We start from the raw sequence: 17,923 nt of genomic DNA on the forward strand, positions 1-17,923 counted from the left end.
CGGGTTATATTGTACCGCAAGTTATGTTATGATTATCAGTTGTAAAGGCGGGGATGTGATGTTTATTACCTTGGAAGGTATAGACGGGTGCGGAAAGTCCACCCAGGCGCGTATGCTGTATGAGGCGCTCGGCGGCTCGCGGGGCGCGGTGCTTACGCGCGAGCCCGGCGGCTGGGAGGGCGGCGCCGCGCTGCGCGAGGCCGTTCTCGGCGGCACTCTGAGGCATCCCTGGAGCGAGCTTTTTCTCTTTCTTCTCGACAGGGCCGAGCACGCCGCGCGTGTAATTACTCCTGCGCTCGAGGCGGGGACGCACGTCGTCTGCGAACGCTACCACGACTCCACTCTGGCTTATCAGGTCTGGGGGCGAGGCATGCCTTTCGGGCCCGTCCGCGATGCGGCTCTCCTCGCCGCTTTCCCGAAGCCGGACGTTACCGTGCTTTTCGACATAGACCCGGAGCTCGCGCTCTCGCGCGTGGCGAAGCGCGGCAAGCCGGACGCATTCGAGGGAGAGGGGCTCGCGTTCATGCGCAGGATATGCGAGGGCTATCGGGAGCTGGCCTCGAAGGACATGGAACGATGGCTCGTCGTGGAATGCGGAGGCCGGACGGCGGAGGATATTTTCTCAGAGACGCGGCGCCGTCTCATGGATAAGGGGCTCGCCCTGTGAACGCGGAGACCGCCGCGCTTATAGAGAATTCGCAGGGATGGCGCGAGCTTTCGGCCGCGGCGGAAGCCGGGCGTCTTCCGCAGTCCGTCGGCGTGTCGCTGCCGTCCGTCATGCACGAGGCCTTCGTCGAGATGTACGGCCGGCTCGTGCTCGGCGACGACGGGCTATGGACTGACGGCGCGCACCCGGACATGATAAGCGCGGGGAGCCGGACCGCCGCTCCTACAATAGAAGAATGCCGCAGGCTCCAGGGAGAGCTGGCTCTGCATCCGCTTTCGGCCCAGCGCCGCCTCGCCGTCGTATGGACCGCGGACAAGCTCGCGATAGAGGCGTCGAACAGCCTGCTGAAGATAACTGAGGAGCCGCCCGCGCACGGGAGCATCCTGTTCGTATCCGAGGAGAACAACCTCATACCTACGATAAAAAGCCGTATATGGTCCGTTCATATAGACTTGCCGGAGGAGATGACGAAGGCCGTCCCGGCGCCGCGCGCGGCGGCGGAGTGGGCGCGCTGGATGGATTCGTCCAGAAAGCCGTCTCCTGAGATACTTTTTCTTGAAATGCAGGGCTGGGCGCGCGATTTCGCCTCGAAAGGCGACTACGCGCGGGCGTCCGGCCTTGATTCGCTTATACGCATAATGGAGCAGCGGCGGCTGCCGGCGTCGATGATCCAGGACGTCGCGTTCGCCGTGCTCAAGGAGGAAGTCCCTTATGAGAAAATACTTGGCGGTTTATGGTAAACCGCGTTATCTCGGCCTCGTCGAGTACGACGGGGATATAAAAAAATGCGCCAAGCTCGTCGTTGAAACTGCGCGCGGAGAGGAGAACGCCCTTGTGGTCGGGGAGCTTACGCCGGAGCAGGAGCGCGAGTACAGGCAGCTCAGGCACTCGTCCGAACACGGCGACGGCATGGTGAAAAACTCGGAGCCGGTAGTCACCGACCTCGCTTTCGTCGGCTTCGCCACGGATGACGACCTAGAGAGAGAGGACGAGTACCGCGAAGAGGAAAAGTCCATACTGGTCGAGGCGAAAAGGCTGCTCAAGCCGCACAAACTCGACATGAAGCTGATAGACGTCGAATTTCTGCGCGCCAAGCGCAAACTCTTCTTCTATTTTTCATCGGATCAGCGCGTGGACTTCCGCGCCTATGTGCGCGACCTCGCGCGCGAGTTCAAGACGCGCATCGAGCTGCGTCAGGTCGGCGTGCGCGATGAGGCGAAAATAATCCGCGGCGTCGGCCCCTGCGGACGGCCATGCTGCTGTAGCTACTGGCTCAACCAGTTCGCCCCAATCTGCATAAAAATGGTAAAAGAGCAGAATCTGGCGCTCAACCCCTCGAAAATCTCCGGCATATGCGGCAGGCTCATGTGCTGCATGTGCTACGAATACGGCGTATATCACGAGGCGTGGGAGGGATTCCCGCATCCGGGCTCGAAGATAAAGACGCCGAACGGAAGCGTCGTCGTCGCCGGTATAGACCTCCCGACGCAGAGCCTGAGAGTAATGGCCGCCGGCAAAGGCGAGCTGAAAATACCGAAGGACCGCTTCGAGGAATTCCGCGAGACGGTGACCTCTGGCGGCGAATGGGTCGTCCCCGAGGCCGAGCCGGAGGAGGAGCCGGTTTTCTCGATTCACGAGGCTTTCAGCATGGGAGGCGGATGCCAGCGCTGCCGCGCCGGGAAGGAGCCGGATCCTAAAAAAGAACGCGAACAGCAGGAGAACGACGGCGCGAAGGAGCAGCACGACGACCGCCGCCGCGGAAAACGCAGGAAAAAGCACGCGCCCCGCCCTGAGCGCCGGCAGGAGACGGACGAGGCCGACGTACCGGGAGCCGCCCCGCGCTTCGGCTCCGACCCGCAGCAGCAGGAGCGAGATAAAAGAGCCGGCGACAGGCCGAGACGCCATTCTCCGCGCCGCAGAAGGCCGTCCGGCGCTAAAAAAGGCGCGGAGTAGCGCGCTGCGCAAAAAGTCCTGATTTTTACGAAGGAGGCAGAAGCATTGAGCTTTTTCAAAAATTTCGCCGAGAAACTTAAAAACGCCGGGAACAAATGGACGCAGAGCGTCTCCAACCTCTTCTCCGACGACCCCGTTGACGACGGCTTCTGGGACGAGCTTGAGGAGCAGCTCATACTCGGCGACGTCGGCATAGACACGACCGAAGAACTTATAGCAGAACTCCGCCGCGTGATGATAGACAGGCGCATAAGCAACAAACGCGAGCTCAAATCGGCCTTCGCCGAGCTGCTGGTCGCGCGCCTCGAAGCCGTGCCGGGAATGGGCCGTCCGCTAGACGTGGAGCATAGCCCCTCCGTCGTAATAATGATAGGCGTGAACGGCAGCGGGAAAACCACGACCTGCGGCAAACTGGCGGCGCAGTTCAAGGCCGAGGGCAGGAAAGTCATCATGGCCGCGGCCGACACCTTCCGCGCGGCGGCGATAGAGCAGCTCAAGGCGTGGGGCGAACGCGCGGGAGTGCGCGTCATCGCGCAGAAGCAGGACAGCGACCCCGCAGCCGTCGTCTACGACGCACTGCTCGCGGCGAAGGCCGCGAACGCCGACGTGATACTCGTCGACACAGCGGGACGCCTCCACACGAAATCCAACCTCATGGAAGAGCTGTCGAAGGTCACGCGCGTTATAAAGCGCGAAATCCCCGAGGGCCCCTCCGAGGTGCTCATCGTCCTCGACGCCGTTACGGGACAGAACGGCTTCATGCAGGCCGAGACCTTCGGCAAGGCGATGCCGATAACGGGCGTCGTACTGACGAAATTCGACAACACCTCGAAGGGCGGCATAGTCATAGCGATAGCGGACCGCCTTAAAACGCCGATACGCTACGTCGGCCTAGGCGAGGGAATAGACGACCTACAGCTTTTTGAGCCGCGCGCCTTCGTCGAAACCCTGCTCGACATAAAAAATGACTGAGAACCGCGCTGCGCTGCATAACTGCGAAGGCCGCCACCCGCGCGACCCGCTCGTAAAAAAAATAGCGGCGCTGCTCGTTCCGCGCGGCGACGAAGACACGCTCCGCCGCACGCTCTCCATGCTCGCCGGAAAATGGGGCGAGCCGGAGCGCGTAAGCGTGCGCCTGCCCTTTGTATGGACCAACTACTACGAAGAGATCGCGCCCGAGCTCGACCGCCTGTTCGTATCGTATCCTGGACTGTATAAAATGTCCGACCTGCCGGGCTGGAAGCTCGAAAGCTGCGCCATGGAGCGCGAAAGCGGGAACGGAAATGGCCGGCGCGTAAACATAGACCCTGGCACAATAGACGGCGCGCGCCTGCTGCTCGCGTCAACCAAAGGGCAGGCGCACCGCGTCTACCTGAGAGACGGAATATTCTGCGAAGTCACGCTCTGCCGGAGAAAAGGACGCTGGGAGAGCTTTTTTTATACCTTCCCGGACTTCAGGAGCGGGGCCTACGACGCGTGGCTGGAGCTCGTGCGGGAAGACTGGAAGCGGGAAGTCAGAGAAGTTTAAAAAAATATAAATCAGGAGGTCATCACATGATACCGCGCTACGAGACACCGGAAATAAAGAAAATATGGACCGACCAGAACCGTTTCGGACGCTGGCTCGACGTAGAACTCGCCGCAACGCGCGCGTGGCACGAAGAGGGCGTAGTGCCGGACGAAGACTACAAAAACATCGTCGAGAAAGCCGGATTTTCCGTCGAACGCATCCACGAGATAGAAGAAGTTACACAGCACGACGTGATAGCCTTCGTCTCCAGCGTCGCGGAGACGATAGGCGAGTCTGGACGCTTCGTCCACCTCGGACTGACGAGCAGCGACGTTATAGACACCGCATCGTCGCTCATGCTCGGGGAAAGCCTCGACGTCGTCATCGCCGAACTAGAAAAACTGCACAGACTCGTCGGCGAAAAGGCAGTCGAATACAAAATGACCCCCTGCGCCGGACGTACCCACGGCGTACACGCCGAGCCGACGACCTTCGGCCTCAAGCTGCTCAACCACTATGCGGAGATAGGCCGCGACATCAAGCGGCTGAAGCAGACGAAGAAAGAAATGATGGTCGGCAAACTCTCCGGCGCGGTCGGCACCTACGCCAACTGCCCGCCGAAGATAGAGGCGCGCGTCTGCGAGCTGCTCGGCCTCGCTATAGACCCCGTGGCGACGCAGGTCATACAGCGCGACCGCCACGCGCGCGTCATAACCGACATGGCGATAGCCGGAGCTACGCTCGAGCGGCTCGCGCTCGAGATACGCCACCTCCAGCGCACGGAAGTGCTCGAAGCGCTCGAACCATTCAAGAAGGGACAGAAAGGCTCCTCCGCGATGCCGCACAAGAAAAACCCGATACTCTGCGAGCGCGTCTGCGGAATGTCGCGCCTGCTGCGCGGCTACGCCGTCCCCGCGCTGGAAAACATCGCTCTGTGGCACGAGCGCGACATAAGCCATTCGTCGGTAGAGCGCGTCATGTGGCCGGACGCATTCCATCTGCTGCACTACATGACGAAAAAGATGATACAGATAATCTCCGGCATGACCGTAGACACGGAAAAGATGCGTGAGAACATGGACATCACAAAAGGGCTGCTCTTCTCTGGGCGCGTGCTCATCGAACTCGTCGAACACGAGGGCATCAGCCGCGAAGACGCCTACGCCATCGCGCAGAGCAACGCCATGCGCTGCTGGAACGAAAAGATTCCCCTGCTTGATTTGCTGAAATCCGACAAGAGAATCACCAATATGTCCGCATCAGAACTGGAATCTTTGTTTGATTTGGAGTATTATCTAAAGCACATCAACGAGGTCTTCAGCCGTTTCCCGGAGCTTTGCGGCGAGGGAGCCTCTGACACAAAATAATACGGGGGGATTTTGTTATGTCACCTGACAGAAATCTAGCGCTTGAAATGGTAAGAGCCACGGAGGCCGCCGCTATGGCTGCGGGACGCTGGATGGGACGCGGCGACAAAAACGGCGTCGACGGAGCCGCCGTCAACGCTATGCGCTTCATGCTCAACACCGTCGAGATGGACGGCGTCATCGTGATCGGCGAAGGCGAAAAAGATGAAGCGCCGATGCTCTTCAACGGAGAAAAGCTCGGCCGCGGCGAAGAGCCGAAGGTCGATATCGCGGTAGACCCAATCGACGGAACCCGCCTGACGGCCTACGGGCTTCCGAACGCGGTAAGCGTCGTTGCATTCGCCGAGCGCGGCACGATGTACAACCCGCAGCACATCTTCTACATGGACAAGATAGCGACCGGCCCCTATGCGGCGCACGCGATCAACATCGAAGCGAGTCCGACCGACAACATCCGCGCCGTCGCGCGCGCTCTGCGCAAGTCCGTCGAAGACGTCACCGTAGTCGTCCTCGACAGGCCTCGCCATGAAGAGCTGATAAAGGAAATCCGTTCCATTCACGCACGCATCCGCCTCATCCCCGACGGAGACGTAGCTGGAGCCCTCTCGACCTGCAAGCCTAATTCCGGCATCGACCTCCTTATGGGAGTCGGCGGCTCGCCGGAAGCCATCATCACCGCCTGCGCCATCAAGTGCATCGGCGGGAACATGCAGTGCAAGCTCTGGCCGCGCAACGACGAAGACCGCGAAAAGTGCAAGGAAAAGGGCATGGACGTCAACAAAGTGCTCCACCTCAACGACCTCGTCAAGAGCGAAAACGTCTTCTTCGCGGCGACCGGCGTCACCGACGGCGACTGGCTCCGCGGCGTCCGCTATATGGGCGACGGCATTGAGACGAGCTCACTCGTCATGCGTGCGAAGAGCGGCACTCTGCGCTACATCAACGCAGTCCACAACGTCCAGAAGCTCGACGAAATCAGCAGCATCAAATACGGCGCGCATCAGAACGACGCGTACTTCCTCTAGGTTTGACGACAGAAAAACCCAAACGTATAAAAATAGAGCGCGGGCGACGAACCCGCGCTTAAATTTTGTCTTTTCTTAGGCTCGCGCGCTTAACGAGAACGCCGCGCATGAAGCTGTTTTACCTGACTCCCGGGAATGCGTCCACGTATTGGATCTTCAGGTCAGGAAAGCTGTCCACGAACTGTACCGTAAAATCTTCGCCGCGCTCAACGAACTTCCATTCTCCGATTTCGTCAGCGAAGGACTGCACTTTTTTCACTTTTAGATCCGGGAATCTGTCTACTACCTGGACTTTCAGGTCGGGGAAGCTGTTCACTACTTTCACTTTGCCGCAGAGCCTTATGCCTTTGCAGCGGCCGTCAGGCGTTGCCTCCGCGGCTCGCGAAGAGAGCGCCAGCGCTGCGATTATCGCTAACGCTGTTATTATCGCGAGTATTCTGGTCAAGCCGTTTCCACTCCTTCGTCCGAGCGGCGTCCAGCTGAAAAGCGAAAACAGCCGCCGCAGTCACACGGCGCGCCTGAGCCGTTTGTCTGCGCTTCCCGCCAGTGCGCTCTGTGCTTTCCTAAATTATAGAATATGCTGCTCCTTCGATTGCGAACGAGCGGAAGGCTGGCGCAGCCGCGGCCCGCTGAGGCGAAAAATCCCCCGCGTTACGGCGGGGGAGCGTGTTTTTTCGTTTTTTGCCCGTTATATGTTCCTCTTCCAGCGCGGCCCCTGCGGCGTGTCTTCTATGACGATCCCCTTAGCCGCGAGCATGTCGCGGATCTCGTCGGAGCGCTTGAAGTTCTTCGCCTTTCTCGCCTCCGCGCGCTCAGCTACGAGCGCGTCTATCTCGGCGTCCTCGTCGTTCGCTTTCTTCTCTTCTTTCAGATAGCCGAGAATTTCGTTCGTCTTCTCGAAGAATGCCTCAGCCTCGCGAAGCCCCTCCGCGTCTATCTCTTTGTGCTCGCCCAGATGGACGTTGACGGCGCGAACCATTTCGAAGATGCTGCCGAAGGCTCCCGCGGTGTTGAAGTCGTCGTCCATAGCTTCTGTGAAGCCCTCTTTCGCGGCCTTCACCGCCTCGCGCAGAGTTTCGTCGGCTTCGCCCGCGGCGCGGTTGCCGAGCGCGAAGAGCATGTCGGCGCGGCAGTTGTTGAGCCGTTCGACCGCGGCCTTCGCGTGCTCGAGCCCTTCCTGCGAGAAGTTGAGCGGCGAGCGGTAGTGTACGCTCATGAGGAAGAAGCGGAGGACGAGCGGGCTTATCTTCTCGCGCGCGTCGCGTACGGTGAGGAAGTTGCCGAGCGACTTCGACATTTTTTCTTTGTCTATGAGCAGATAGGCGTTGTGCAGCCAGTATCTGACGAACTGCGCGTCGTTGGCGCATTCGGACTGTGCTATCTCGTTCTCGTGGTGCGGGAAGATGAGGTCGCTGCCGCCGCCGTGGATGTCTATGGTTTTGCCGAGGTATTTCGTAGACATCGCGCTGCACTCGATGTGCCAGCCGGGGCGTCCCTTGCCCCACGGGCTCTCCCAGAAAGGCTCGCCGGGCTTCGCGGCCTTCCAGAGCGCGAAATCGAGCGGGCTCTTCTTGCGTTCGTCGACTTCTATGCGCGCGCCGGCGTTGAGCTCTTCGAGGCTCTGCTTTGAAAGCTTGCCGTACTCCGGGAAGCTCGGGACGCTGAAGTAGACGTCGCCGCCGGCCTCGTATGCGTGGCCCTTTTCGATAAGTTTCTCAATGATTTCGATGATGGCGGGAATCTCGTGCGTCGCGCGCGGGTTGACAGTCGCGCGGTGGATGCCGAGCGCGTCTGCGTCGGCGTAATATTCCGCGATATATTTCTCCGCGAGCTCGGCGACGGTGACGCCCATCTCGTTCGCGCGGTTTATCATCTTGTCGTCGATGTCGGTGAAGTTCTGCACGTATGTGACTTCGTAGCCCGTGCTCTCGAGATAGCGGCGGAATACGTCGAAGAGGACGAAGGGCCGCGCGTTGCCGATGTGGAAGAAGTTGTAGACCGTCGGCCCGCAGACGTAGAAGCGCACCTTGCCTGGCTCTATTGGGACGAAGGCCTCTTTTTTCCTCGTAAGATCGTTGTAGACTGTTAAAGACATTATTAAACTCGCACCTCCGCGATACGTTCTTTCTCAACTGTGTTATTATATCAAGTAATGCTGAACTGTAAGCAACGAAAGGAACCAATTCTTTGAACAAAGAAGAGCTTATAAAATTCGTTAAAGGTTTTCCAGACAGGCCGGGCGTCTATCTGATGCGCGACGAGAAGGGCGAGATCATATACGTCGGCAAGGCGAAGTCGTTGCGCAAGCGCGTCTCGTCCTACTTCCGCCACGTCCACGCCTCGCCGAGACTGAACAAGCTCGTGGACACGATACGCGACATCTCGACGATGCGCACGGAGAGCGAGATCGAGGCGCTGATACTTGAGAACAGGCTTATCAAGCTCTATCAGCCCTTCTTCAACGTAGACCTGAAGATGAACGAGCGCTACGCCTACATTAAGATAACTGCGGAGAAACATCCTCGCATCATAGTCACGCGCGTCAAGATGGACGACGGCGCGGTCTACATCGGCCCTTACGTGCGCGTCAGCGAGGTGCGCGCGCTTCTGCGCCTCGTCGAGCGCTACCTGCCGCTGCGCTCATGCGGCGGCTCCGAGGCGAAGCCGCAGAACGGCCGTCCCTGCATGAAGTATTCGCTCGGGCGCTGCCTTGCGCCGTGCTGCGGCCTCTGCACCGAGAACGAGTACCGCGACCGCGTCGCCGACGTCGTTCTGCTGCTCCAGGGGCACGGCGCGGAGCTGGTAGAGCGTCTGCGCAAACGTATGGACAAGGCGGCGCGCGAGATGAAGTTCGAGGAGGCGGCGCATCTGCGCGACACGATACGCGCGATTTGGCGCGTCAGCCGCCAGCAGAACACAATACCAGAAATCCCCTCCGGCAAGGACAATTTCTGGGAAGTTCTCAACGCGATGCAGAAGGCCTTCGGCCTTCCCGTCCTGCCGTGGCGCATAGACGGCTTCGACATTTCGCACAGCGCCGGGAATTTCACCGTCGGAGTCGCCGTCGTGTTCGAGCAGGGGTACCCGAACCCTTCGCTATACCGCAAGTTCAACATCCGCACCGTAGAGGGGATAGACGACTTCCGCTCCATGAAGGAAACTCTTACCCGCCGATACAAACGCTGCCTCGAGGGGCAGGAGCCGCTGCCGCAGCTGATACTGATAGACGGCGGCCCCGTGCAGCTCGAATTCGCGATGCAGGCGCTTGACGATCTTGGTATTCATAACATTCCTATAATTTCGCTCGCGAAGGAATTTGAAGAGGTCTATCTGCCGAATCAGAAAGAGCCTGTGCGGCTCGACCACACCGACCCTGTGCTGCGGCTTTTGCAGCACGTGCGCGACGAGTCGCACCGTTTCGCGATAACGTCGCATAGGGCGAGGCGCGGAAAGAGCCTGACGCGCAGCAAGATAGAGGAGGTCCCCGGCATAGGCCGCGCGAAGGCCGCGATGCTGATAACGAGGTTCGGAAGCGTGCGCGCCATCAAAGATCTGCCGCCCGACGAGCTCGCGGCCGCGCCCGGAATTGGCCCCGCGCTTGCGAAGCGGATACTCGCGAAGCTCAACGAGGAGACCGAAGACGAAAAAATGACGAAGGAGGCTCGTTTGAATGTCTCTGCCTCAAAGCAAGATTGACGAATATTATATGCGCTGCGCCCTCGAACTCGCGGAGCGCGGTACGGAATGCAGCCCTAACCCTAGGGTCGGCTGCGTGCTTGTGCGCGGCGGCGAGATAGTCGGGTGCGGCTGGCACAAAAAATACGGCGGCCCGCACGCCGAGGTGAACGCCGTTCGCGACGCTGGAGATGCCGCGCGCGGCGCGACGGCCTACGTGACGCTCGAGCCCTGCTCGCATTACGGCAAAACTCCGCCATGCGCCGACCTTCTGATAGAGCGCGGCATAGAGCGCGTGGTCTGCGGAATGCGCGACCCGAATCCGAAGGTGGACGGCGGCGGTTTCGCGAAACTCGAAAGAGCCGGGATCGAGGTTAAGAGCGGCGTGCTCGAAGACGAATGCCGCTGGATGAACCGAGGCTTCATACGCCGCATGACGCTGGGCCGCCCGTGGGTGACGCTCAAGGCCGCGGCGTCGCTCGACGGGAAAATCGCGCTCGAAAACGGCGAAAGCAAATGGATAACTGGCCCCGAGTCGCGCGCGCTGGTACACGCGATGCGGGCGGGCAGCGACGCGGTGCTGACCGGAATAGGCACCGTGCTCGCCGACGATCCGCAGCTCACGGTGCGCGACGCGCCGGGCCGCACGCCGCTGCGCGCTGTGCTTGACAGACATCTGCGCACGCCGCTTGACGCAAAGATACTGGAGGGCGGCGGAACGGTGATATTCACGCTCAATTCCGCGCCGAAGGAGCGGGCAGCGGCTCTCGAGGCAGCCGGCGCGCGCGTCGAATATATACCGGAAGACGATTTCCTCGCCGCGGTTCTGGATAAACTTTGCCGCGATGGTGTAAACTATCTGATGGTCGAAGCGGGAGCGAGAGTCGCCGGAGCTTTCATAAAGGCCGGATTGTGCGACGAGCTCGCGCTCTTCGCCGCGCCGAAGATAATGGGGCGCGGGCTTTCCTTCGCGGACGGCGCGGCCTTCGATTCGATGAATGAAGTCCCGTCGCTGATGATAAGGGAAATTTCGCGCTGCGGCGAGGATTTGCTGATCAAAGGGGTGTTCTCATGTTCACCGGGCTTATAGAGACGGTCGGCTCGATAACCGCGATAACGCCGCTCGGCGACGTGACGGAGCTCACGATACGCGCTCCCGAGATAGCGCCCGAGCTGCGCCGTGGCGATTCCGTAGCGGTGTCCGGAGCGTGCCAGACCGTTACGTTCATAGACGCGAGCTCCTTCAAGGTGCAGATGATGCCAGAAACTCTGAAGCGGACGAAACTCGGCGTGCTGCGCACAGGTTCGCGCGTGAACCTCGAACGCGCGATGCGGCTCGATACGCGCGTGGACGGGCATCTCGTCGCGGGACACGTGGACGGCACGGCGACCGTGACGAGGGTGGACGAGCTGGAACAGACGAAAAAAATATACTTCTCCGCCGGCGCAGAGCTTCTCGGCGAAATAGTCGAAAAAGGCTCCGTCACGGTAGACGGCGTGAGCCTCACTGTGATAGACGCAGAGCCGGATTTCTTCTCCGTCGGCGTGATACCGACGACGCTCGCCGACACGACGCTCGGCTCGCTGCGCGCCGGCGACGTCGTGAATATAGAGACGGACATGATTGGAAAATACGTGAAGAAATTTGTGGAAGCCGCTCTCGGAGAAAAAAAAGAGGGCGGGAAGATGAAAAATTCCCTCACATGGGATAAACTAAGCGAGTATGGCTGGAACTGAGTTGGGAGGCAGAGAATGTTCAATACGATAGAAGAAGCGATCGCCGATATAAAAGCAGGGAAAATGATAATCGTCGCCGACGACGAGAACCGTGAGAACGAAGGCGACCTCGTGATGGCGGCGGATTTCTGCCGCCCCGAAGACATCAACTTTATGATAACGAAGGCGCGCGGCCTCGTATGCGTGCCGATATCCTGCGCTCAGGCGCAGCGTCTCGGCCTTGAACCTATGGTCGAGCATAATACCGACGCCCACTGCACGGCCTTCACCGTCTCGGTAGACAAGCTGCACGGTACTACGACAGGCATCTCGGCGGCGGAGCGCGCCATGACTGCACGCGCCTTAGCCGATCCGCAGTCGATAGGCGGAGACTTCAGGAAACCGGGACATATCTTCCCGCTCGCCGCGCGTCCCGGCGGCGTGCTCCAGCGCGCGGGCCACACGGAGGCCGCGGTGGACATAACGCGCCTCGCGGGGCTCAACCCCGCTGGGGTGATATGCGAGATAATGAACGACGACGGCACGATGGCGCGCCTGCCGCAGCTTCAGGAATTCGCTAAGCGCGAAGGGCTCAAGATAATCTCCGTCGAGGAGCTTATCCGCTACCGCGTCATGCGCGAGAAGTTCGTCAAGAAAGAAGTCACGGTCCATATGCCGACGCGTTGGGGCGACTTCGTGTGCCACGCCTATACCAGCCCCTACGGGGACAATCCGGGCGCGGTGCACATAGCGCTCGTCAAGGGCGACATATCTGGCGACGAGCCCGTGCTGACGCGCGTACACTCTGAGTGCTTCACTGGCGACCTGCTCGGCTCGCTGCGCTGCGACTGCGGCCCGCAGCTTCACACGGCGATGTCGATGATAGAAAAGGAAGGGCGCGGCGTGCTGCTCTACCTGCGTCAGGAAGGGCGCGGCATAGGATTGCTCGCGAAACTCAAAGCCTACGACCTTCAGGACAAAGGGTTAGACACGGTAGAGGCGAACCTCGCCCTCGGCTTCGCGCCGGATCAGCGCGACTACGGCATAGGCGCGCAGATACTCGCAGACTTGGGGCTCAAAAAGCTGCGCCTTATGACGAACAACCCGGTCAAGATAACCGGGCTTTCCGGCTACGGCCTTGAAATAACGGAGCGCGTGCCTATAGAGATAGCGCCGAACCCGTACAACGAACGCTACCTCAACACTAAGCTCTGCAAGATGGGGCACATGCTCCACGACAAGGCGTATTGCAAACATTGCGGCGGAAGCTGCAAATAAGACAATAAAAAATTACCGAAAGGGGAAAATCAGATGCGCACTATCCAGGGCGATATGATAGGAAGCGGGCTGCGTTTCGCGATAATCGGCTCGCGCTTCAACGAGCTCATCACATCGAAACTTATCGAAGGGGCCAAGGACGCCCTTTCGCGCCACGGCGTAAGCTTCTCGGACATCGACCTCTACTGGACGCCTGGCGCGTGGGAACAGCCTGTCGTAGCGAAAGAGATAGCCCTGCTCGGCAAGTACGACGCGATAATCACTCTCGGCGCGGTAATACGCGGCGACACGACGCACCACGAATACGTCGCCGGCGAGGCCGCGAAAGGGCTCGCGCACATCGGGCTTGAACACAGGATTCCAGTCGCCTTCGGCATACTGACCTGCGACAACCTGGAACAGGCGCTCATGCGCGCCGGCAGCAAGGCCGGGAACAAGGGCGCCGAAGCCGCTCTCGCCGCGCTTGAAACGGCGAAGCTGATGAAAGAGATAAGAAACATGAGGGGAGCCGAAGAATAAAATGCTTGACATGAAATGGGTCAGGGACCATTACGACGAAGTAGCGGAGATGCTCGCGGCGCGCAACAATGCGTTTCCGCTCGACAGATACAAAGAGCTCGACGAGGAGCGCCGCAGGACGCTGCTTCGCGTCGAGGCTCTGAAAGAAAAGCGCAACTCCGGCTCGAAAGAGGTCGCGACGAAGAAAAAAGCCGGCGAGGACACAACCGCGCTTCAGAACGAGATACGCGCTCTCGGCGAAGAGATAAAGGAGCTCGACGACAAGTCCGCCGGGATACAGAACGAGCTCGACGAGCTCGCGCTTAAACTGCCTAACATGCCGCATTCGAGCGTTCCCAAGGGCAAAGACGAGCACGACAACGTAGAGGTGCGCCGCTGGGGCGAGCCGCGCAAGTTCGATTTCGAGCCGAAGCCGCACTGGGAGCTCGGAGAGGCGCTCGGCATAATGGACTTCGAGCGCGGCGTCAAGCTTGCCGAGAGCCGCTTCACCGTCCTCAAGGGCGCGGGCGCGAGGCTCGAGCGCGGACTGATGAACTTCATGCTCGACCTCCACACGACGCAGCACGGCTTTACCGAGGTCGAGACCCCGGCGCTCGTCAACACCAAGACGATGACCGGCACCGGCCAGCTTCCGAAGTTCGCCGAGGACCTCTACCGCTGCGCCAACGACGACCTCTGGCTCATCCCGACCGCCGAAGTGCCGCTCACCAACCTTCATTCCGGCGAGACGCTGAAAGAGTCCGAACTTCCGAAATACTTCTGCGCATACACGAACTGCTTCCGCCGCGAGGCCGGCAGCTACGGCCGCGACATGCGCGGAATGCTGCGCCAGCACCAGTTCGACAAGGTCGAGATGGTCAAGCTCTGCGTGCCTGAAAAGAGCTACGACGAACTCGAGCACATGACGCACTGCGCCGAGCGCGTGCTCCAGCTTCTTGAGATACCCTACCGCGTTATCGTGCTCTGCACCGGAGACATGGGATTCGGGGCCGCCAAAACCTACGACATCGAGGTCTGGCTCCCGTGGCAAAACACATACCGCGAGATCAGCTCGTGCAGCAACTGCGGCGACTTCCAGGCGCGCCGCATGGGCATGAAGTACAAGCCGGCCGACGGCGGAAAGGCGCGCTTCGTCCATACGCTCAACGGCTCCGGGCTCGCGATCGGGCGCACTCTAATCGCCGTAATGGAGAACTACCAGAACGAAGACGGCTCCATCACCGTGCCAGAAGCTCTGCGCCCCTACGTCGGCGGCATGGAGAAAGTCACGCTTTAATGGAAAACTGAAATTGGACGGCAAGGAAGCCGCGCAGGCGCAAAACCGTCTTGCGGCTTCCTTTTTTTATGGTAGGATATTATATTAAGAAACAGCGGAAAGTTTCTGCGGCTTTATTTATTTTTTTTGACGTTTAACGGGAGCGGGGCTTTATGTTTTCTAATTCATATTTGAACACGGCGGCAATTATCGCTGTAATCGCCGTTATATGCGTGCTTATACAGAAATTTTTCAAAAAATACCTTGAGAGCGACCAGTACTATTATCTCAAGGACATCACGCTCGTCGGCGCGTGGGCGATATGTGGGATATGGATGCCGGACGGCCCGCTGCGCATCACCGTCGCGGCCGGAGTCGCCGCAGCGTGCATAGGTTTCTGCCAGCGCGCGACGCGCGGCAAAAATCTGCGGTTTCTCTATTTTCTTATCGGGCTTGTTTTTTCGCTGTTCGGGCCTAGAATAGCCTTCATCGAGTTTACGAACGGCGAATATTACTATCTTTCGTACTTCGTCTCGATTGCGATAAGCACCCTCTGGGTCGGCATCTTCCCGATATTCTTCCAGGAAATCGACGAAATCCCGGGGCTCTGCGGACTGTTGCTGACGGTGAGCTGGACGATGATCTCGGTCGTCATCTTCTCGTCTTCCCAGAGCCTCCGCGACGCCTCGCAGATATGCGTGATGGGGCTCGTCTTCATACTGGTCTTCTGGAGCCGCCACGTCTACGCCTACCGCCGGCTGACGGAGCCGCTGACGGCGCTTTGGGGGACGCTCTTCGCCGGGCTTTCGATCCTCGGCGTAAGCAAGGGGATAACCTTTTATACGCTGGCTCTGCTGCCGCTCGGCTTCTTCGCGCTGCCGATAACCGAAACCTCGATGGGCGTGATAAGCGCGGCCGTCTCACGGCGTCCGACCGGCAACATCATTCTTTACAGAAAGCTCATCACGCGCGGCTTCACGCACCCCGTGGCGATATATCTAGTCGTCGCTGCCTGCGCGCTCATGGGCTGTCTCGTCTCGGCGCTGCAGCTTGGCCTCGGCGATTTCTTCTGCCTGCTCGCCGCTGTCGCCGGAGTTTTCGGCGTTATATGGGTATTCTATACGTTCAAGTATAAGAACAGCGGCATGAACGACGGAAACAGGAAGCCCGGGCTGTGGGGTGTAAGGGTGGACAACATCTCGCTGAATTACGCGCTTTCCCGCGTCCAGCACTGGATAAAGAATGAACGCACGCCGCACATCATAGTGACGCCTGACGCGCTCGCGGCGCTGCGCAGCCGCACCGACGCGGACTATCGCCGGATAGTGCGGAACGCCGGGCTCGTGCTGCCGGACGGCGCCGGCCTCATAGGCGCGCTCAAGCTCGCCGGCACCCCGATACAGGAGCGCATACCCGGAGTGGAGTTCGCTGAGCATTTATGCAAGCGCGCCGCTTACGAGGGCTGGCGCGTGTGGATACTCGGCGGACGGCCAGGGGTCGCCGAAGCGGCCGCCGCGAAACTGACTGAAAAATATCCGGGGCTGACCGTCGCCGGCACGCGCGACGGATACTTCAAGGATGAAGAAATTCCGGCTATATGCGCGCGTATAAAAGATTCACGTGCAGACATACTTTTCGTATGTCTCGGCGTCCCGAAACAGGAGTACTGGCTCGAAAAGCACATCGCTGAGACCGGGGCCGTCGTAGGCATCGGAGTCGGCGGAGCGATGGACGTGATATCCGGCAACCTCACGCGCGCCCCCAAGGCGTGGCAGCGGTGCGGAATGGAATGGCTCTACCGCGTGATACAAGAGCCGTCGAGGTGGCGGCGCATAGCAAAGCTTCCGCTCTTCGTCTGGTATTTTATTTTAACCTGTCTGCACCTGGATAGATATAAAGATGATGCCTTTTCGGGAGAAAAGCGTTAGAATATAAATCGTTGCGCCTTGTTTGCGTACATTTGAAAGGATGATAATGATATGAAGATGGACAAGCTAATCAAACAGGCTCAGAGGATGCAGGCGCAGATGGCGCTCGCACAGGAAGAGCTTCAGAATACAGTCCTCGAAGGCAGCGCTGGCGGCGGGGCCGTGAAGGTCACGGCGAACGGTCACGGCGACGTGCTGTCCATATCGATAGCCAAGGGCGCTGTCAACCCAGACGATGTTGAGATGCTTGAGGACCTCGTGCTGGGCGCGGTCAAGGAAGCCATATCTAAAGCCAAGGCCCTTTCCGAGCAGAAGATGACCGCTCTCACCGGGGGCATGGGCGGCTTCCCCGGCCTGATGTAAGAGGCGTGCCTTGGCGCTTCCGGACCCAGTTCAGACGCTTATAAATGAATGGAGCCGCTTCCCCGGCGTCGGAGAAAAGACCGCCAGGCGCATGGTATTCTACCTTCTGCGTCAGGAGCCAGATAAAATCCGGGGCTTTGGGGAGGCCGTTCTTTCACTGTCGAAGAATATAAGGCGCTGCAGCGAATGCGGGGCCGTCACCGACGCCGACCCGTGCCCGATATGCACCGACCCTCTGCGCGACCACAGGCAGATATGCGTAGTAGAGAATGAAGAGGACTGCGTCGCGATGGAGCAGGCCGGCATATTCAGCGGTGTCTACCACGTGCTCGGCGGCAGAACGTCGCCGCTCGACGGCGAGGAGATACCTGAGGAAAGCCTGGAACGGCTGAGACGAAGAGTGGAAGAAGGCGGCGTTGAAGAGATCATCCTTGCTACGGCGCCGCGGATAGAAGGCGATCTTACGGCATATGCCGTTCAGGAGGCGCTCGAGGGGCTTCACGTGCGTATCTCGCGTCTGTCCTACGGCCTGCCTGCCGGCGGGAGCATCGGCTTCGCCGACAGGGTGACGCTCCACATGGCGATGGAGGCGAGGAAGGAGATGAATCCGGCGGAAAGATAATATCACGCGGACCGCATAAAACGCTTAACAAAACACAACTTAGGA

At 59.6% G+C, this 17,923-nt stretch carries 18 protein-coding genes; 16 read left to right on the forward strand and 2 right to left on the reverse strand.

Annotated features, from left to right (window positions below; all coding sequences use genetic code 11):
• Positions 1 to 58: 58 nt before the first annotated feature.
• The 7 genes from tmk to glpX are packed head-to-tail and all read left to right on the forward strand — an operon-like array spanning position 59 to position 6,522.
• Positions 59 to 667, forward strand: a complete 609-nt coding sequence (gene tmk, locus B5F39_RS01645; RefSeq protein ID WP_087363204.1) for a dTMP kinase — start codon at positions 59 to 61, stop codon at positions 665 to 667.
• On the forward strand, positions 664 to 1,407 hold the full coding sequence (locus B5F39_RS01650) for a hypothetical protein (protein WP_087363206.1): 744 nt from the start codon (positions 664 to 666) through the stop codon (positions 1,405 to 1,407). The genes tmk and B5F39_RS01650 overlap by 4 nt, the downstream gene beginning before the upstream one ends.
• Positions 1,379 to 2,620: a regulatory iron-sulfur-containing complex subunit RicT gene (ricT, locus tag B5F39_RS14680; protein WP_087363208.1), complete on the forward strand. Its 1,242-nt coding sequence runs from the start codon at positions 1,379 to 1,381 to the stop codon at positions 2,618 to 2,620. Before B5F39_RS01650 ends, ricT begins: the two co-directional genes overlap by 29 nt.
• Positions 2,621 to 2,665: 45 nt before the next feature.
• Positions 2,666 to 3,592 (forward strand): signal recognition particle-docking protein FtsY, encoded by a 927-nt coding sequence (gene ftsY, locus B5F39_RS01660; RefSeq protein WP_087363209.1) that lies wholly within the window; start codon positions 2,666 to 2,668, stop codon positions 3,590 to 3,592.
• Positions 3,585 to 4,148 carry a DUF4416 family protein gene (locus B5F39_RS01665; protein WP_087363210.1) on the forward strand — a complete coding sequence of 188 codons (564 nt, stop codon included), beginning with the start codon at positions 3,585 to 3,587 and terminating at the stop codon, positions 4,146 to 4,148. Before ftsY ends, B5F39_RS01665 begins: the two co-directional genes overlap by 8 nt.
• A 26-nt stretch (positions 4,149 to 4,174) precedes the next feature.
• A complete protein-coding gene (gene purB, locus B5F39_RS01670; protein WP_087363212.1) occupies positions 4,175 to 5,497 on the forward strand; it encodes an adenylosuccinate lyase in 1,323 nt (440 codons plus the stop codon).
• 17 nt (positions 5,498 to 5,514) lie between these two features.
• Positions 5,515 to 6,522 (forward strand): class II fructose-bisphosphatase, encoded by a 1,008-nt coding sequence (glpX, locus tag B5F39_RS01675; protein ID WP_087363213.1) that lies wholly within the window; start codon positions 5,515 to 5,517, stop codon positions 6,520 to 6,522.
• Between the two features lie 118 nt (positions 6,523 to 6,640).
• Here glpX and B5F39_RS01680 read toward each other — a convergent pair whose 3' ends face one another.
• Together B5F39_RS01680 and cysS are read right to left on the reverse strand one after the other, a co-directional pair.
• Complete coding sequence (locus tag B5F39_RS01680) at positions 6,641 to 6,967, reverse strand: hypothetical protein (RefSeq protein ID WP_204245012.1); 327 nt, start codon at positions 6,965 to 6,967, stop codon at positions 6,641 to 6,643.
• 243 nt (positions 6,968 to 7,210) lie between these two features.
• Positions 7,211 to 8,617: a cysteine--tRNA ligase gene (gene cysS, locus B5F39_RS01685; protein WP_087363215.1), complete on the reverse strand. Its 1,407-nt coding sequence runs from the start codon at positions 8,615 to 8,617 to the stop codon at positions 7,211 to 7,213.
• 92 nt (positions 8,618 to 8,709) lie between these two features.
• On the opposite strand from cysS, the gene B5F39_RS01690 reads away from it, so the two are divergent.
• The 9 genes from B5F39_RS01690 to recR all read left to right on the forward strand — a co-directional run bounded on the left by B5F39_RS01690 (position 8,710) and on the right by recR (position 17,878).
• Complete coding sequence (locus B5F39_RS01690) at positions 8,710 to 10,218, forward strand: excinuclease ABC subunit UvrC (protein WP_087363217.1); 1,509 nt, start codon at positions 8,710 to 8,712, stop codon at positions 10,216 to 10,218.
• A complete protein-coding gene (gene ribD / locus B5F39_RS01695; RefSeq protein WP_087363219.1) occupies positions 10,193 to 11,287 on the forward strand; it encodes a bifunctional diaminohydroxyphosphoribosylaminopyrimidine deaminase/5-amino-6-(5-phosphoribosylamino)uracil reductase RibD in 1,095 nt (364 codons plus the stop codon). The genes B5F39_RS01690 and ribD overlap by 26 nt, the downstream gene beginning before the upstream one ends.
• Positions 11,269 to 11,934 (forward strand): riboflavin synthase, encoded by a 666-nt coding sequence (locus B5F39_RS01700; RefSeq protein WP_087363222.1) that lies wholly within the window; start codon positions 11,269 to 11,271, stop codon positions 11,932 to 11,934. Before ribD ends, B5F39_RS01700 begins: the two co-directional genes overlap by 19 nt.
• A 15-nt stretch (positions 11,935 to 11,949) precedes the next feature.
• A complete protein-coding gene (locus B5F39_RS01705; protein ID WP_087363223.1) occupies positions 11,950 to 13,191 on the forward strand; it encodes a bifunctional 3,4-dihydroxy-2-butanone-4-phosphate synthase/GTP cyclohydrolase II in 1,242 nt (413 codons plus the stop codon).
• 33 nt (positions 13,192 to 13,224) lie between these two features.
• Positions 13,225 to 13,710 (forward strand): 6,7-dimethyl-8-ribityllumazine synthase, encoded by a 486-nt coding sequence (ribE, locus tag B5F39_RS01710; RefSeq protein WP_087363225.1) that lies wholly within the window; start codon positions 13,225 to 13,227, stop codon positions 13,708 to 13,710.
• Position 13,711: 1 nt separating this feature from the next.
• On the forward strand, positions 13,712 to 14,986 hold the full coding sequence (gene serS / locus B5F39_RS01715; RefSeq protein ID WP_087363227.1) for a serine--tRNA ligase: 1,275 nt from the start codon (positions 13,712 to 13,714) through the stop codon (positions 14,984 to 14,986).
• A gap of 212 nt (positions 14,987 to 15,198) precedes the next feature.
• On the forward strand, positions 15,199 to 16,893 hold the full coding sequence (locus B5F39_RS01720; RefSeq protein ID WP_239391031.1) for a WecB/TagA/CpsF family glycosyltransferase: 1,695 nt from the start codon (positions 15,199 to 15,201) through the stop codon (positions 16,891 to 16,893).
• A gap of 51 nt (positions 16,894 to 16,944) precedes the next feature.
• Positions 16,945 to 17,256 carry a YbaB/EbfC family nucleoid-associated protein gene (locus tag B5F39_RS01725; protein ID WP_087363231.1) on the forward strand — a complete coding sequence of 104 codons (312 nt, stop codon included), beginning with the start codon at positions 16,945 to 16,947 and terminating at the stop codon, positions 17,254 to 17,256.
• A gap of 10 nt (positions 17,257 to 17,266) precedes the next feature.
• A complete protein-coding gene (gene recR / locus B5F39_RS01730) occupies positions 17,267 to 17,878 on the forward strand; it encodes a recombination mediator RecR (RefSeq protein WP_087363233.1) in 612 nt (203 codons plus the stop codon).
• Positions 17,879 to 17,923: the final 45 nt, after the last annotated feature.

Origin of the sequence: Cloacibacillus sp. An23 (assembly GCF_002159945.1) — a bacterium.
In the GTDB taxonomy this organism is placed as follows: domain Bacteria; phylum Synergistota; class Synergistia; order Synergistales; family Synergistaceae; genus Caccocola.

Bases quoted from the DNA above. Each gene is read 5' to 3' on its own strand.
- tmk (WP_087363204.1), top strand. From the start codon at position 59: ATGTTTATTACCTTGGAAGGTATAGACGGGTGCGGAAAGTCCACCCAG.
- ricT (WP_087363208.1), top strand. From the start codon at position 1,379: ATGAGAAAATACTTGGCGGTTTATGGTAAACCGCGTTATCTCGGCCTC.
- B5F39_RS01665 (WP_087363210.1), top strand. From the start codon at position 3,585: ATGACTGAGAACCGCGCTGCGCTGCATAACTGCGAAGGCCGCCACCCG.
- purB (WP_087363212.1), top strand. From the start codon at position 4,175: ATGATACCGCGCTACGAGACACCGGAAATAAAGAAAATATGGACCGAC.
- glpX (WP_087363213.1), top strand. From the start codon at position 5,515: ATGTCACCTGACAGAAATCTAGCGCTTGAAATGGTAAGAGCCACGGAG.
- cysS (WP_087363215.1), bottom strand. From the start codon at position 8,617: ATGTCTTTAACAGTCTACAACGATCTTACGAGGAAAAAAGAGGCCTTC.
- ribD (WP_087363219.1), top strand. From the start codon at position 10,193: ATGTCTCTGCCTCAAAGCAAGATTGACGAATATTATATGCGCTGCGCC.
- B5F39_RS01700 (WP_087363222.1), top strand. From the start codon at position 11,269: ATGTTCACCGGGCTTATAGAGACGGTCGGCTCGATAACCGCGATAACG.
- B5F39_RS01705 (WP_087363223.1), top strand. From the start codon at position 11,950: ATGTTCAATACGATAGAAGAAGCGATCGCCGATATAAAAGCAGGGAAA.
- ribE (WP_087363225.1), top strand. From the start codon at position 13,225: ATGCGCACTATCCAGGGCGATATGATAGGAAGCGGGCTGCGTTTCGCG.
- serS (WP_087363227.1), top strand. From the start codon at position 13,712: ATGCTTGACATGAAATGGGTCAGGGACCATTACGACGAAGTAGCGGAG.
- B5F39_RS01725 (WP_087363231.1), top strand. From the start codon at position 16,945: ATGAAGATGGACAAGCTAATCAAACAGGCTCAGAGGATGCAGGCGCAG.